Raw genomic sequence first — 13,392 nt, 5'->3', positions numbered from 1 at the left:
TAGGACGCACCGAGCACGGGCGGTGCCGGGCCGTATTCCGCCGACGATGTGTTCTTGACGACAGTGGGTGGGCGACGCAGAAGGTTCTCGGGATACAGAACGTTCTATACAGTGGAGCCATCGGCCCGAGAATCAGCCAGCGGGCCACATCCCATACGGAAGGACCCCGCTATGCCAGTGCCCGAGATCGGCGCCCCCGCCCCTGACTTCACGCTTCCGGGCGTCCTGCTCGGCGACGGCGGCACCGCCGAGCGCAGCCAGTACTCCCTGTCGGCGCAGCGGGGAACCCCCGTCGTGCTTGCCTTCTACCCCGGCGACGGCTCCTCGGTCTGAACCAAGCAGCTCTGCTCGTACGACTCCGACCTTGACCGCTTCCGCGACCTCGGGGCGACCGTGTGGGGAATCAACTTCAGTGACCTCGACAGCCACGAGAGCTTCGCGCGCAAGCGCGACCTGCGCTTCCCGCTTCTCGCCGACACCGACCGCTCGGTGGTGAAGGCATACGGGATCCAGATGCCCGGTCTCGGCCTGAAGCGCTCGGTGTTCATCGTGGACGCCAACGGCGTGGTCCGCTGGAAGCACGTTGCCCGCATCGGACTGACCTACCAGGACAGCGAGACGATCACCAAGGAACTGGCGGCGCTCGCTCGCCGCTGAACCACGACGACTCCTGTCGATTCGGCGGCGTACCGCCGACTTCTGGCCCCTGTACACGGGCACGGCGATCCCGATCGACTCATGGCGGTCGCGGATGTGGCTGGATACCTGGGTCTAGATGATCAATTCCAAGGGGTCTGCGGTTAGTGGTCGTAGGCGGTCAGTGAGCGTAGGACGGGCTGGGCGGTGTGGTCGTTGTGCCAGATCGCGGCGGTCAGCGCGAGGATGCGCTGCATGACGCGGGCGATGACTCCGCGGGGTGTGCGCCCCCGGTGCTGCTCGAGGTCGAGCTGGCCTTTGAAGCTCTCGTTGACCGACTCGATGACCTGCCGCAGCGGCTTGAACAGGGGCGCCCCGGGCCGTTCCGGTTCGCCTTTGCGGGCCGGCCGCAGCAGCCGGATGCATTGCTCGGCCAGCTGCTGCTCGAAGTCGCGGCCGAAGTAGTTCTTGTCGCCGATCAGTGTCTGTCCGGGCCGACCGGCAACGAGGCCGGGCTCGGCGGCCAGGAGGTCGAGCAGGGTCTCGCGTTCGTCGGCCTTGGCCCCGGTCAACGCGTAGGCGATGGGCAGGCCCTGCAGGGTGCACACCAGGTGCAGGCGCAGGCCCCAGAAGAAGCGGCTGTGGCTGGCGCAGTACCCGTACTCGGCCCACCCTGCCAGGTCGGAGCGCTTGACGGTCTCGCGGGAGCGTCCGCACTCCACCGGCGTGGAATCCACGATCCACACGTCGTCGCTCCACACCGAGGTGTCGGTGGCCAGCACCCGGGTGACCCGCCGCAGCAGCTCGGCGGCCTTGCGCAGGCGCTTGTTGTAGCCGGGCTGCTTGGGCAGGTACGGAAAGAGATGTCCCAGGTGGGAACGGGCGTGGCGAAGCCATTTGGCCTCCGAGGTGAAGCCGAGCATGGCCTGCATCATCGCGAGTGTGACCAGCTCGGCGTCGCTCAGCCGCGGAGCGATCCCCACACGCGGCCGCCACGGAGCGAGATGCGGTGAGTCCTTCAGCAGGTCGTCGGTCTTCACGTACAGTGCCGTGGCGAGGGAGTCCAACTCTGTCTTCACACACTGACGTTGGACTCCCTCTCCTTGTGCGCGCAGCCGATCCCTTGGAATCGATCATCTAGCCGGCCGGACACACCACGGGGGTGCGGCGGAATGCTGCACCCCCGTCGTCGTTGTTGGTCGTTGGCGGCTGCGCTGGTTGCCCTGAGACGGGCCGCGGCTCCGGAGAGCTCGCAGGTCACCGACGCATCTCAGCTGAGGCCGGCTGCTGTTGACCGTGGCTGACCGCTTTATCTGGCACGGCTGTGGCATGCGACCTCTTCGTCCCGCACTCTCGGCGGGATGGTCATTGCGGTCCAGGATGCTGGTCGCGGGGTCATCGACGGCCGTTGCCGGCCACCTTCGGATGCGGTGGTTGCTGTACTTCGCTGCTGTACGGCAGCGGCGAGTTAGGGCGGTCCAGTCCGTCAGGGCCGAGTCCGGTACCGTCCAACCGGTGCCGGTCCTTGGCGAGGATGCCTTGCTCCTCCGGCTGGCGTCTCCAAACAGGAGACGGACATCGGGCACGGTGTCGTGGAAGCGGGGAAGTCAAGGGCCGGCCCACCCAAGAACGATCTTGAAAACCGTCGTGGCGCGAGCCACCGTGAGTTCAAATCCCACACCCACCGCGCAGGTGAACGGCCCCTGGAATTCGCCCGATACGGCCAGGGGCCGTCGCGTTGTGCGGTGCCCGCTCGGCACCGCGACGAGTTCTTGGAGTCGTTCCCCTTCGTCATGGGCATGGTCGAGGACCCAGAGAGCTGACCGCGAGGCTGGCTGCGAGGCGCGAGTTCAGCCACGACTGATCACACACCGCTGCTACCTGCGGCTGCGTAGTCGATCAACGCTCTGACCGCCCGCCGGCCTCCGCTGCGCGGCGGAACAACTCCCGAGCGTCTCTGATTAGCTATGCGATCCTGGGTTGGATTGAGTTTCCGGGATCGTTTCCCACCGTGGTGGGGAGGCGTGGGCGTGGAGGTGGAATCCCGCGCCGAGTGCTGCCCCTCGTGGCCGGTGGCCGGTGGTGGGTGTGCTGATCGTGTTCACGCCCTGGTGTCGGTGGGCTGCGCGGGGCAGCCGGGTCCGGTCCGTGTGAGCGTGTCCCTCCGGACGCTGGCCAACACGACCGCGAAGCCGTGCTGGGGAGGGTGCCCTGCGTCGCCTGGGCGCGGGGCGTGTGGAACGTGGCCGGGTAGGGCCGGTCTTGGTCCGGTCCTTCCGGCTGGTCTTGGGAGTCGGTGTGAGGACGGAGTTCGCTTCCAGGTTGTCGAGGACCGTCCGGATCGCCATGTGGCCGCTGGTGCGGTCGGTAACGGTCGTGGCCTGGTGGGCCAGGCCGCGGGCTGCGATACGGCGCCAGGCACCGTGGTCGCGGTCGCCCTGCCAACGGCAGTCCTGGTGGGGGCAGATGGCCCATTTCCATCCCGTGAGGGTGGGCCGGTCGGGGGCCTTGCGGTGCCGCAGCGGGGTCAGGCAGTGCGGGCACAGTTTGGAGGTGTTCCGGGCAGGAACGGTCACCACGGCGATGCCCTGCTCGGTGGCAAGGTGCCGCATGCGGTCGGCGATCTGTCCGCGGACCTGCTGGGACAGGCGGGTGTTCAGGGTGCGGCCCATGCCCCCGGCTTCCATCGACCGCAGATCCTCGACATAGATCACCGTGGCTCGGGCGGCAATCGCCTGGTCGACGGCCCACCTGGCGGCAGCCCATGCGAGCGCGTCGTTGAGGCTCGACCGGCGGTTGGACACGTGCTGGATCTCGCTGCGCAGCACGTCGAGCTTGGGGGCAAGCTGGTGGTCGTGGCCTGCGATCAGCCGTTCATAGTGCTTGCTCTTGGTGTGCAGTCGCTCCGAGAGGCGGCGCAGGCGGTGCTGCTTGGCGAGCACACCGGCGGCCCGGAACTGGCCGCCGGCCCCGAGCGCGGTGATCCGCCCGTCGCCGTTCAATTGCACGGTGCCTGCGCTGAGGAGCGTGTTCAGGCCCCAGTCCACGCCGAGCGCCACCGTATGACCGGTGCGGTGGGCCTTGGGGACGGCGTGGGTGTAGGCCAGGTCAGCGCGCACGGTGTCACCCGCGAGGCGGAGGGTGGGAAGGTGGAGCACCGCCGATGCCGGGACCGTCGGCGGCAAAGCGATGGGGCAGGCCACCCACGTCCAGTCCCGGTAGGTGGCCGGGGCGGGGCGGGTGGGCAACTGTAAGCGCAGCAGCGCCTGCCGGGTGTCGGTTTCGGAGCGTTCGATCGTGGCCTGCTGCCCGTCGCACGCGGCGAGCAGCAGCATGCGGGGGATCTTCGGGGTGCCTTCGAGTTCGAACACGTCCACGGGCAGACAGCCGTTGGCCCTGGCGAATGTGGCGGCCTGCCGGGTGCGGGCCTTGATGATGCTGGACGGCAGATGCTCCCCGCCACAGATCGCCGCCCGAACCTGATCCCACTCTCTCGGGGTGCGCTTGCTCGGATCGGCCGGCCACGTCGCCAGCATCCCCAAATCCACATCGGCGCGCCACTTCACCGAGCGCAGCGCCCGCCCGGCCTGCTCCTGGGCCATGCGCACGATCCGGTCGTTGACCTTCACGCCCTCGGGCGGGGCGGCACTCCAGCCCAGACGCCGCAGCGCCATCCACGCGTTCGACGGCAGATTGCGACCGACCTCGTCCACGCCGGAGGCGAGTACCTTCACATCACGGCTGTTCCAACGCTCGGCGAGCACGACAGACACCATGCCCGCCACCAGGTCGCTGCACCAGCCGATGCGTTCGGCCAGCACGGCCTGGGTCAGGACTTCGCCCGTCTTCTCATCCACGCCGGTGCGCACAAGGGTGCGGGCGCACGCGGTGCGGGAGGTCTCACCGTGGGCGAGCTGCGGTTTCCGGCTCGCTGGTGACTACCGGCCTGGCATTGCTCGGACTCGGCCAGCAGGCGACGCCGGTTTTCGGCCGACCGCATCCCGTACAGGCGGCCGGCGAACGTGGTGACCAGCGAAACGAAGTCCTCGCCGGTGGAGGTGGCCCGCAGCTCCTTCTCCTGCGCCTGAAGCGAGGATTCCTGCCCGTGGGAGCCGGACACGCGCACGTACAGGCCCTCCAGGCGGACACGCTCGCGACCGGTGGAGACCTTCATCGCCTCCACATCGATCGAGGAGAACCGACGCTCACGCCCGACGCAAGTCGCCGGAATCTTCCCCGAGTCAGCCCAAAGCCGAAGCGTCACGGGGTGAATACCCAAACGTTTAGCAGCTTTTGACAGCCGAAGAAGTTCCACACGATCACCGTACGATCACTGAAGAACTCTAAGCAAATTGATGAGCCTCGCGCGCCTGGAGCAGAGTCGGGCGCCCTGCCGGCCCTCGTGTCCGCGGATTGGGCAGGCTGTATAGCTGCCGGGCACCTTCAGAAGGATGGCCTCGTGGATGGAGTGAATGGCTGTGTGGCCGCCGATGTGATGGGCCGGGTGCCGCCGTGTGGTTCCTGGGCCGTCAGTCGAAGTCGGGGATGCAGTGGTGGCTCGAGGTGCTGCAGATTTTGGCGTGCAGCGGTATCTCTGGGCCGAAGTAGCCCCACTCCACGAATGTGACTGTGCGGTCCGGTTTCATTACGGCTCTGGCCTGGTAGAGGACGCCTCGGTGCTCGTCTCCGGTGAGGCGGAAGGGGCCGGCGTCGTCGAGGATCACAGCGAGCGTGTAGTGGTACTGGTGGAGCGGGTCTTGCGACGGCAGGCGGTCGGGGAACTCCACCCGGCCGACCGTTCGCGCGGGGGCGTAGTCCGCCCCGGGTGCGGAGGGGGTGGCGGTGTCGTCGTCGTAGGGGCCGCAGGCGATCGAGTGTGCAACCTGGTGGCTGTAGCCGAGGCAGTAGCTGTCGCCCGAGATCCACCCGAAGTCCCTGGCGCCCTTGCTGCTCCGGCGGACGACCACCACCGCCTCCTGAGGCGGTCTGGGACTTTTGCCGGGGAGGGTTGTCGTGCTGAGCCAGTCGGCGAGGGCGCCGTCTGTCGGCCCGAGCCTTGCTGCCGCCTCCACCGGACGGGCTGGACCCGCGACCGCTGTCGGCGCCGCCGGAGCCGATGAATGGACCGGGACGGTGGGACGGCGTGCATCCCGTGCGTGTTCACCGTTGGTACAACCGGCGAGAGCAAGGAAGAGCAGGCCGCATGCCGTCAGCCGTCTGACCCGTCCGACTCCCACCGGTCCCCCTCCCCGTGTTGGCAGTATGGGACATGTCCTTGCCGCACTTGGAGGCGGTGCGGGCGATTGTGACCTGACGTCATCAGGCGGGTTGACTCTCGAACTTGGCTTTGAGCGCGCTTCGCTCGGGTCGCAGCGCCGTTCCCGGGTGGGATGGGTGTGGGGCGGGAGCGCCCTCGGGCCGGGAAACGGCAGGTCAGGGCATGGCCCCTGGCGCGGCCTGAAAATCTGCCGGCTCAGCCTTCACATTGCTCGGGGTGTCGTCCGGCCTTGTCCACGATCGTTCACCGTCGTGGTCCCGTCGGCTGGCGCGGACGTCCGTGAACGGCCCCGACCGCCGGCGAATGAGACCAAAACTGAGGCCACGCTCTACCCGCGCGCTCGCTCTGTCGGGATGCGCAGGGCTGGCTCCGGCCGACCGGTAGAGCGCTTCCTGGCATGGCGCTTGATGACCCGTCGCGGGGAAGGTTGAGCGGTTCTCATCGAAGGTTGAGCGCCGGTTCGTGCGAGACCGGACATGCGGAGGCCGGGTGATGGCCCTGCACCGCACCGGAGCCCGCTGGGAGCAGCTTCGACCCGGTTCGTGGGTTGTCGACAGCGCCCACCCTGCGGGTTCGTGATCACGATGGTGAGTGTCGTCGTTTCCCGACATCCTTCTCAGGTGAAGGCGATGGCTGCCCCGGTTGCGATCGAGAGTTTCGCGACCTGGAGGAGTTGCAGGCAGACATAGGATTCGACACCGTAACGCTGCCATCCCTCGGTGGCCGGCTCCTCGGCATCGGTGGCCTCGAAGACCGCTTCGGAGTGCGGATCGAGGTCTTCAGGAAGACCGAGGGCTTCAGCAAGACAACGGGTTTCCGCCAGCAGTCGCACCGAGGAGCCGAGGTACCCGCCCGGTGCCTTTTTGTCGACGATGACGTGGGCGAAGTCGGCAGGGGCGTAGTAGCCCTCGCAGTCCGAATGATGGATCAGATGGTCGAACGGTCCAGGATGATCACCTGGGAGAGTGTTATAGACACTGCTCAGGAGCGGGTCGTCGGTCGCACGCTGGGCCCTATCCAACGGCTCCGGCAGGCGCCCGCCTGCTGCAAGGTGGGCGGCGAGACGACGAACGGTGTGCAAGCCCGAGTAGCCCCACATCTCGAACTCCGCGTCCTCGGCCTCAACCAGATCGGGCTCGGTCCACCGTTGCGCTCCCGCACGTTCCAGTAGCTCGCCCATCGCAACGAAGTCGGCGCGGACCATCTCGGTGTAGTCATCTTCGGCATCAACGAGCACACCGACGACCAGGTTCAAACCCATGAACCGATCTTGCCAGCGCCGATCGGACGACCAGACCTTGCCCTGCCGCTTCCACGCGTCTGCCGATGACCGCCCCTGGATGCGGACTATGGGCACGCTGGTCACTGAGGTCTGCAGGACTTGGGCCGGCCATTCGGGTCCCAGTCCTGGCTTGGCAGGTCTGCCGATGCTTCCCATGGCACAACTGGCACAACGACGGGTCTCCCCGTTGCCGTCAACGGCTGCCGTCAGGCGCTGTTGGCACCTCGGCCGACAAAGCGCTGAATGGAGCGGCCGACGATCGTGTCCGGCCCGTACCGGACAACGATCTCGGCGACTCGCTTCGGAGAAGTTGTGGGCCGCCCGTCCGGCGTGGTTGTCCCAGATTTAGCTCATGGGCGCATGCGCGCCGTTTGGCGCGCGTGGGAAAGTGGCGGTATGCGCTTTATGTTCTGAAGCCAACCGAGGTCCGAGGATGAACGAGCACGCCAGCTCCTGCGCCGGTCGCAGCCCGCAGGCCTCCGAGGACGGTCTGCGACAGCTGCTGGCCGGGATGACCGCCGTCTGCGACGGCGACTTCGGCATCCGCCTGCCCCAGGGCCCCGACCCGATACACCCGGGTCGTCGCCGAGCCGGTCATCGACGCCAACGGCCGACTGCGCGGCGTCCAAGGGGCCTACCAGGACGTCTCCGCCCAGCACTGGACCGAGATCGCGCTCTCCGCCACCCGAGAACGGCTCGCCGACACCGAACAGCAGGCCTCCGAACGCCACCGGCTGGCCCTCCGCCTCCAGCAGGCCATCATGCCGCCCGAACCCCCGCCGCTGGACGCCGCCGGGCTGGCCACTGCCGCCCGCTACCGCCCCGCCGCCCAGGAGGAATGCGTCGGCGGGGACTGGTACGACGCGGTACTTCTGCCCGACCGGACCGCCCTGCTCGTCGTCGGTGACATGGCCGGACACGGAATTGAGGCCGCCACCGGCATGGTCGCCCTGCGCAACGCCCTGCGCGGCCTCGCCGTCACCGGAGCGGGACCGGCCCAGCTGCTCGCCTGGCTCAACACCGCCGCCGACGCACTCTCCGACCCGGCCACCGCCACCGCCATCTGCGCCCGCTACGACCCGGCCTGCCGCGAACTCCGCTGGGCCAGAGCCGGTCACCTGCCACCGCTTCTTGTCCGGGGCGGCCAGGCAAGGCTGCTACCGATGCCGCACGGCGTGCTGATCGGCGCCGACCCCGACGCAGAGTACGAAGAGGACACCCTCGTCCTGGAACCCGGCGACGTCCTGCTTCTCTACACCGACGGCCTGGTCGAACGCCGGGACCAGTCGGTCGAGGACTCGCTGCGCCGATTGGTGGGCGGCCTCGGGGACCCCATCGATGACCTCGGCCGTTTCCTCGACCGCCTGCTTGACCGGTCCACCGCGGACACCGACGACGACACCTCCCTCATCGCAGTCAGGGTTGCGGATGGCTGCAGGCCGGCCGAAGTCCCGGGTAGCCGTACTGAAGTCTGATCATCTCGCCAGGCGACCACGGGCTGCACGACCGATCGCTTGGATCGCCGGCGACGCTGGTCAGAGAGCCATGCGCCGGCGCGGCATCGGCTTCCCCTCAGTGCAGACCGATCGCCTGGCGGGCTTGACGCAGCTGAGCGGCCCGCCTGCCTACCAAACCCATGGGCCGCGCATAGCGAGTGCCCTGAGAGTCGCCCGTGGCAGATCCAGTGTGCTGACGTTGCCGTCAGAGTCTGCCGTTACGACCTCTTCGCCCCGAACTCTCCGCCGGCCGGCCATGACGGTCCAGTGCGCTGGTCGCGGGTCGACGCAGGCCGCTGACAGGCCAGCTTCGGTTGCGGTGGTTGCTGTACTCCGCTGCTGTACAGCAACCACTCATGACAGGAGGCGGTCCAGTCACTCCGCGGTCGTCATGATCAAGGTCTAGTCCAGGTCCGCCTGCCAGAGGTCGGGGCCGAACACCTCGTACTGGATGTCCTGCGGCGCGACGCCCCGCTCAAGCAGCCTGCTGCGCACACCTTGCATGAACGGCAGCGGGCCGCACAGGTAGTACAGGGCGTAGTCGGGCAGATCGACTGCTGCGGGGTTCATCAGTCCCTGGAAGACCCCGTTCAGCGGCTCCATGCTCTCCACGCCCTTCTCGTACCAGGCGTACAACTGCGCCTGCCGCAACTCCAGAACGTCGCTCACCACCTGGCGGCGCAGGGGAAATGAGGCTTCGTCGAGATCGGCGTGCAGGAGCGTGATGTTCAGCCCAGACCCGGCCTTGGCGAGGTGCGAGAGCATCCCGGCCACCGGAGCGATCCCGATGCCCGCGGTGGCGAACACCACCGGCCGTCCCGAGTCGTCGAGCACGACGTCGCCGTACGGCAGCGACATCGTCAGGATGTCGCCCACGTCCACCGAGTCGTGCAGGAACGCCGACATCTCCCCGTCGGGCTCGCCGCCGACGCCACGGACCCGCTTGACCGAGAACTGGCGGTGTTCCCCGTCGTCGGCCCGGGTCAGGCTGTACTGGCGCGGCTGGAGCACCCCGTCCGACATCGTCATCCGCACAGTCACGTACTGGCCAGGCAGCGAGGTCTTCACCAGACGGTCGTCGATCCGCCTGACCACGAAGGTCACCACGTCGTGGGTCTCCCGGATCTTCTTCTCGACCTTCCACGGTCGCCACACCGTCTCCGGCCTGACCCCACGCGCGCTGTAGAGGCCGCGTTCCTGGTTGATCAGAGCGTTGGCCATCAGCCAGTAGACCTCGTCCCAGGCGGCGGCTACCGCCGAGGTGACCGCGTCGCCCAGGACATCGGCGATCGCCCACATCAGGTTGTCGTGGACGATCTGGTACTGATCGGGACGGATGCCGAGGGACGCGTGCTTGTGCGCGATCCGCGAGAGCAGGTGCTCGGGGATGTGTTCCGGTGATTGCACCAGTCCACTCGCGAACGCCGCCACCGATCCGGCCAGCGCCTTCTGCTGATCTCCGTGGGCCTGGTTGCCGCGGTTGAAGACGCCGTTCAGGAGTTCGGGATGCTCGGCGAACATGTGCCTGTAGAAGCGCTGGGCGATTTCTCCGATGTGCTCGGCGACGGCTGGCAGTGTTGCTGCGACGACAGGCCGAGAGGTGTCTGAGAGCATGGACAGGTCCCTCCAGCGAGGACGTGAAGATCCCGGCCGTGGGCGCTGAAATGCCGGCGGTTACACGTAGGAATCGAAGCCGCCCGGCCGAAGCCCGGCAGCGGCTAGGCAGCAGCCGCACAGGTGCTGGACGACTGACGGAGGGAGATCCCCTGAGTAGGGGGCGACGAGGCCGGTCCGCGCGGGTGGTCGCTTGCTGGGGGAGGGCCTGCTGCCGCGGCCAGGGTCTGGAGTTGTCACCCCAGGCTATGACGCGCTCCTGGGCCGGGCCAGTCGGCCCAGGCCTGTGCGGCTGACGTTGATCGCTTATGCCTGGGTCGTCTTCTGCTTCAGTCGTTCGTGGGGGCTAGCCTCGACAAAGCCGCAGCGAGGTGTCCGCCACTCGAGGACAGGCACGGACTACTTCTCTGATCACACGGTTCCGCTCGCTAAGAACGCTGTCTCGGGAGGCGAACGCGGCCCGCAGGTCGTCCATCGTGTCCCATTCCAGTTCGGCGACCAGGTAGTACGGTGCGCCGCCGCGTACGGCCGCCACGTCACGGCTGACCGGGTAACGGCGCAGCCCGGGTAGCCGGCGCCCGAGTGGAATGTGGACCTCGCGGTAGTGCCGATCGAACCTCTCGGGGTCGGTCGGAGTCTCGTAGAGGGCGAGGAGGCGAACCGTCATCGTGCCGCCCTCCGATACCGCACGAGGACGGCGGCGCCGGCCCGCTCGGCCGACAGACACTCCAGGTCAGTGCGCGGGCCGTCGTCGAGGAAGAGCCCTCGGCCCGTGCCGAGGATTGTGGGGAAGGTCAACAGCCGGTATTCATCAATCAGTTCCTCGGCCATCAGCGCGTGTACGACGCTCAGGCTGCCGGTAATGATCACATCGCGCTCCTCGCGCTTGACGGCGTCGATGAGGCTGCCGTCGATGACCTGCGAGTTCGCCCACGCCGAGGTGTCGGTCACCGTGCGGGAGACGACCAGCTTCGGCGCGGCGTTCATGCGCGCGGCGAACGGGTCGTCTCGCCCGGGCCAGATGCGCGAGAACAACTGCCACGTCGTACGCCCCAGTAGCAGGACCCCGTCGTCGAGTGTGCTTCCGAGTCGGAACTTGTCCCCGGCGACCGTCTCGGGACCATGCCGGAACGCCCAGCCGCCGGCCGGCGTTCCACCGGAGCCGTCCGGGTCTGACACGATCCCGTCCAGGGTGACGAACTCAATGACGATGACGCTCACGATGGGTGTCCCTTCGATCGATGCTCACCGGTACCTACCGGCGGCACCGGCGCCACTCATCGCGCCTGGCGAAACTCGTCGGAAGAAATCTGCCGGGGCAGGTCGAACGCCTCCAACACGTCCGGATCGGCGAACACGACGTTGTGCGCGACCCGGGCGCCGGTGACCGTGAAGACCTGCAGTGTGTGCAGCCGATGCCCGCCACCGGGCTCCGGCGCGTACGCCGCGAGCGCGGGCTGCCCGTTGGCGGTCAGGTGCCTCATGCCCCAGCCCGTCCCACGCATCGCGAACACCCGCTCCATGAACAGGCCGTAGGCACGGCTACCCCGGTACCACAGCGGCACCGGCGGCATCTCCAGGACCGCCTCATCTGTGAGCAGCTGCACGAGCGCGGGGACGTCGGCCGCCTCGAACGCCCGCACATACCGCTGAATCACCGCGCGTGCCTCGGGATCGTCCGGCTCCGTGATCTCTTCCACGCCGCCCACCTCCGCAAGGGCGGCACGGGCCCGCTGCAGCGCGCTGTTGACGGCCGCGGCCGTGGTCCCCAGTTGCTCGGCGACCTCGGCGGCGGTGAACTCCAGTACCTCGCGGAGCACCAGCACGGCCCGCTGCCGCGGCGGTAGGACCTGCATCGCTGCTACAAGCGCGAGCCGCATGTCGGCCCGTACCTCCGCATCGAACCGCGCGTCGGGAAACGGCTGCAGCCAGGGGATGTCGAAGGCCGGAGTGAGTGGCGCCCCAGAATCCTCACTCGGCGCGCCCAGCCCGGACGGCAACGGCCGCCGCGCCCGCCCTTCCAACGCGGTCAGGCATGCGTTGGTCGCGATCCTGTACAGCCAGGTCCGTACGGACGCACGCGTACGGTCGTACCGATCTCGGGCCTTCCAGGCACGCAGCATCGTCTCCTGCACCAGGTCCTCGGCCTCGTGGAACGAGCCCAGCATCCGGTAGCAGTACGCCACCAACTCACCCCGGTACGGCTCGAAGTCCATGGGCCCATCATGGCGCACCCGGGCAGCTCACATTCGAATACGCTGTGAAACCAACCTCCTTGAGACATCACCTCAGAGCACGTCGGTAGGCACCGTCTGGGGACAGTAATCCAAGATCCTCTCCCAGATTTCCCCAAGATGCCCCTGCCCTGGAGTTTCTCTGTCGGGGTGGCGGGATTTGAATCCACGACCTCTTCGTCCCGAACTACCGGCGTAGTGGTCGCTGAAGTCTCCTCGTCTGGTCAGACGGTCTGTGAGGATCAACGACAGTCGTCGGCGGTCGGCACAGTTGCTGTACTTCTGTGCTGTACCGCGTCTCCGGCTGTCAGTGTTGCATGGCACTGTGCCGTCATGACGACGACCGCAGAGCTCACCCTCTTCGCCGGCTACTTCCAGATCCACGTAGTGGATGCGGATTCAGACGGTGATCTGAGCGACGCATGGACGGACCAGGCTGTTGCCGATCACCTTGCGGTTGCACAGGATGCGCTGGGCATCGGCACTACTGTGAACGTCAACGTGTCCGTCATGGTCGCCGTCCTGCACCAGGAACCGGATGATGACAGTGCGGAATTCGATCACGTCGTTGAGGCCAGCCTCGACGTGTCGTTGGGGCGGGTGATGGTCCTGGGCTGCACGGACTACGCTCCAGAAGCGGCTACGTTCGAGGTCCTGCCAGGCTGGAATCGCGTCCGCGTATCCCGGAGCAACTTGAGCCGGGCGGCTGAGGCTGACATCGACTCCGACGAGAGCCCCGAGACCACCGAGAAGATCCGCATCCAGATGTGGCCGGCCCCAGAGCTTCCGTCCAAGGTCATCAAGCGGTGGGTGCAGGGTGATGCACGCGGCACGGCCTTCTAGGGTGTGATC

The 13,392-nt window shown here is 67.6% G+C and carries 12 protein-coding genes and 1 pseudogene; 3 read left to right on the top strand and 10 right to left on the bottom strand.

Features of this window, described 5'->3' with window-relative positions:
* Nucleotides 1-171: 171 nt before the first annotated feature.
* Entirely contained in the window at nucleotides 172-657 is a 486-nt protein-coding gene (locus tag ACQEXA_RS02875) for a peroxiredoxin family protein (RefSeq protein WP_433128465.1), read from the top strand.
* 143 nt (nucleotides 658-800) lie between these two features.
* On the opposite strand, the gene ACQEXA_RS02870 is transcribed toward ACQEXA_RS02875, so the two are convergent.
* The 6 genes and pseudogenes from ACQEXA_RS02870 to ACQEXA_RS02845 all read right to left on the bottom strand — a co-directional run bounded on the left by ACQEXA_RS02870 (nucleotide 801) and on the right by ACQEXA_RS02845 (nucleotide 7,175).
* A complete protein-coding gene (locus tag ACQEXA_RS02870) occupies nucleotides 801-1,715 on the bottom strand; it encodes an IS982 family transposase (RefSeq protein ID WP_359412734.1) in 915 nt (304 codons plus the stop codon).
* A gap of 882 nt (nucleotides 1,716-2,597) precedes the next feature.
* A complete protein-coding gene (locus ACQEXA_RS02865) occupies nucleotides 2,598-4,493 on the bottom strand; it encodes a zinc ribbon domain-containing protein (protein WP_433128463.1) in 1,896 nt (631 codons plus the stop codon).
* Complete coding sequence (locus ACQEXA_RS02860) at nucleotides 4,466-4,810, bottom strand: hypothetical protein (protein WP_433134826.1); 345 nt, start codon at nucleotides 4,808-4,810, stop codon at nucleotides 4,466-4,468. Before ACQEXA_RS02860 ends, ACQEXA_RS02865 begins: the two co-directional genes overlap by 28 nt.
* 6 nt (nucleotides 4,811-4,816) lie before the next feature.
* Nucleotides 4,817-4,951, bottom strand: a pseudogene (locus tag ACQEXA_RS02855) (helix-turn-helix domain-containing protein); the annotation flags it as partial.
* Between the two features lie 214 nt (nucleotides 4,952-5,165).
* Entirely contained in the window at nucleotides 5,166-5,603 is a 438-nt protein-coding gene (locus tag ACQEXA_RS02850; protein WP_433128461.1) for a hypothetical protein, read from the bottom strand.
* A gap of 927 nt (nucleotides 5,604-6,530) precedes the next feature.
* On the bottom strand, nucleotides 6,531-7,175 hold the full coding sequence (locus ACQEXA_RS02845; RefSeq protein WP_433128459.1) for a hypothetical protein: 645 nt from the start codon (nucleotides 7,173-7,175) through the stop codon (nucleotides 6,531-6,533).
* Nucleotides 7,176-7,957: 782 nt separating this feature from the next.
* Here ACQEXA_RS02845 and ACQEXA_RS02840 point away from each other — a divergent pair.
* On the top strand, nucleotides 7,958-8,671 hold the full coding sequence (locus tag ACQEXA_RS02840) for a PP2C family protein-serine/threonine phosphatase (protein ID WP_432937510.1): 714 nt from the start codon (nucleotides 7,958-7,960) through the stop codon (nucleotides 8,669-8,671).
* Between the two features lie 423 nt (nucleotides 8,672-9,094).
* Here the strand turns inward: ACQEXA_RS02840 and ACQEXA_RS02835 are convergent, their stop codons facing one another.
* The 4 genes from ACQEXA_RS02835 to ACQEXA_RS02820 all read right to left on the bottom strand — a co-directional run bounded on the left by ACQEXA_RS02835 (nucleotide 9,095) and on the right by ACQEXA_RS02820 (nucleotide 12,522).
* On the bottom strand, nucleotides 9,095-10,306 hold the full coding sequence (locus ACQEXA_RS02835; RefSeq protein ID WP_432937513.1) for a globin domain-containing protein: 1,212 nt from the start codon (nucleotides 10,304-10,306) through the stop codon (nucleotides 9,095-9,097).
* Between the two features lie 346 nt (nucleotides 10,307-10,652).
* Nucleotides 10,653-10,973, bottom strand: coding sequence for an EthD family reductase (locus tag ACQEXA_RS02830; RefSeq protein WP_432937516.1), 321 nt, complete (start codon nucleotides 10,971-10,973; stop codon nucleotides 10,653-10,655).
* Nucleotides 10,970-11,527, bottom strand: a complete 558-nt coding sequence (locus ACQEXA_RS02825) for a dihydrofolate reductase family protein (protein WP_432937518.1) — start codon at nucleotides 11,525-11,527, stop codon at nucleotides 10,970-10,972. Before ACQEXA_RS02825 ends, ACQEXA_RS02830 begins: the two co-directional genes overlap by 4 nt.
* 56 nt (nucleotides 11,528-11,583) lie before the next feature.
* Complete coding sequence (locus tag ACQEXA_RS02820) at nucleotides 11,584-12,522, bottom strand: RNA polymerase subunit sigma-70 (RefSeq protein WP_432937520.1); 939 nt, start codon at nucleotides 12,520-12,522, stop codon at nucleotides 11,584-11,586.
* 351 nt (nucleotides 12,523-12,873) lie between these two features.
* Between ACQEXA_RS02820 and ACQEXA_RS02815 the strand changes: the two genes are divergently transcribed.
* Entirely contained in the window at nucleotides 12,874-13,383 is a 510-nt protein-coding gene (locus tag ACQEXA_RS02815) for a hypothetical protein (protein WP_433128457.1), read from the top strand.
* Nucleotides 13,384-13,392: the final 9 nt, after the last annotated feature.

The organism is Streptomyces sp. CA-106110, assembly GCF_050936285.1.
In the GTDB taxonomy this organism is placed as follows: Bacteria; Actinomycetota; Actinomycetes; order Streptomycetales; family Streptomycetaceae; genus Streptomyces.
Note: the sequence above shows the minus strand (reverse complement) of the source record. Positions and strands in the feature narration are given on the sequence as shown.

Coding starts and splice junctions, on each gene's coding strand:
- ACQEXA_RS02860 (WP_433134826.1), bottom strand. CDS start 4,810: ATGAAGGTCTCCACCGGTCGCGAGCGTGTCCGCCTGGAGGGCCTGTAC.
- ACQEXA_RS02845 (WP_433128459.1), bottom strand. CDS start 7,175: ATGGGTTTGAACCTGGTCGTCGGTGTGCTCGTTGATGCCGAAGATGAC.
- ACQEXA_RS02840 (WP_432937510.1), top strand. CDS start 7,958: ATGCCGCCCGAACCCCCGCCGCTGGACGCCGCCGGGCTGGCCACTGCC.
- ACQEXA_RS02835 (WP_432937513.1), bottom strand. CDS start 10,306: ATGCTCTCAGACACCTCTCGGCCTGTCGTCGCAGCAACACTGCCAGCC.
- ACQEXA_RS02830 (WP_432937516.1), bottom strand. CDS start 10,973: ATGACGGTTCGCCTCCTCGCCCTCTACGAGACTCCGACCGACCCCGAG.
- ACQEXA_RS02820 (WP_432937520.1), bottom strand. CDS start 12,522: ATGGACTTCGAGCCGTACCGGGGTGAGTTGGTGGCGTACTGCTACCGG.
- ACQEXA_RS02815 (WP_433128457.1), top strand. CDS start 12,874: ATGACGACGACCGCAGAGCTCACCCTCTTCGCCGGCTACTTCCAGATC.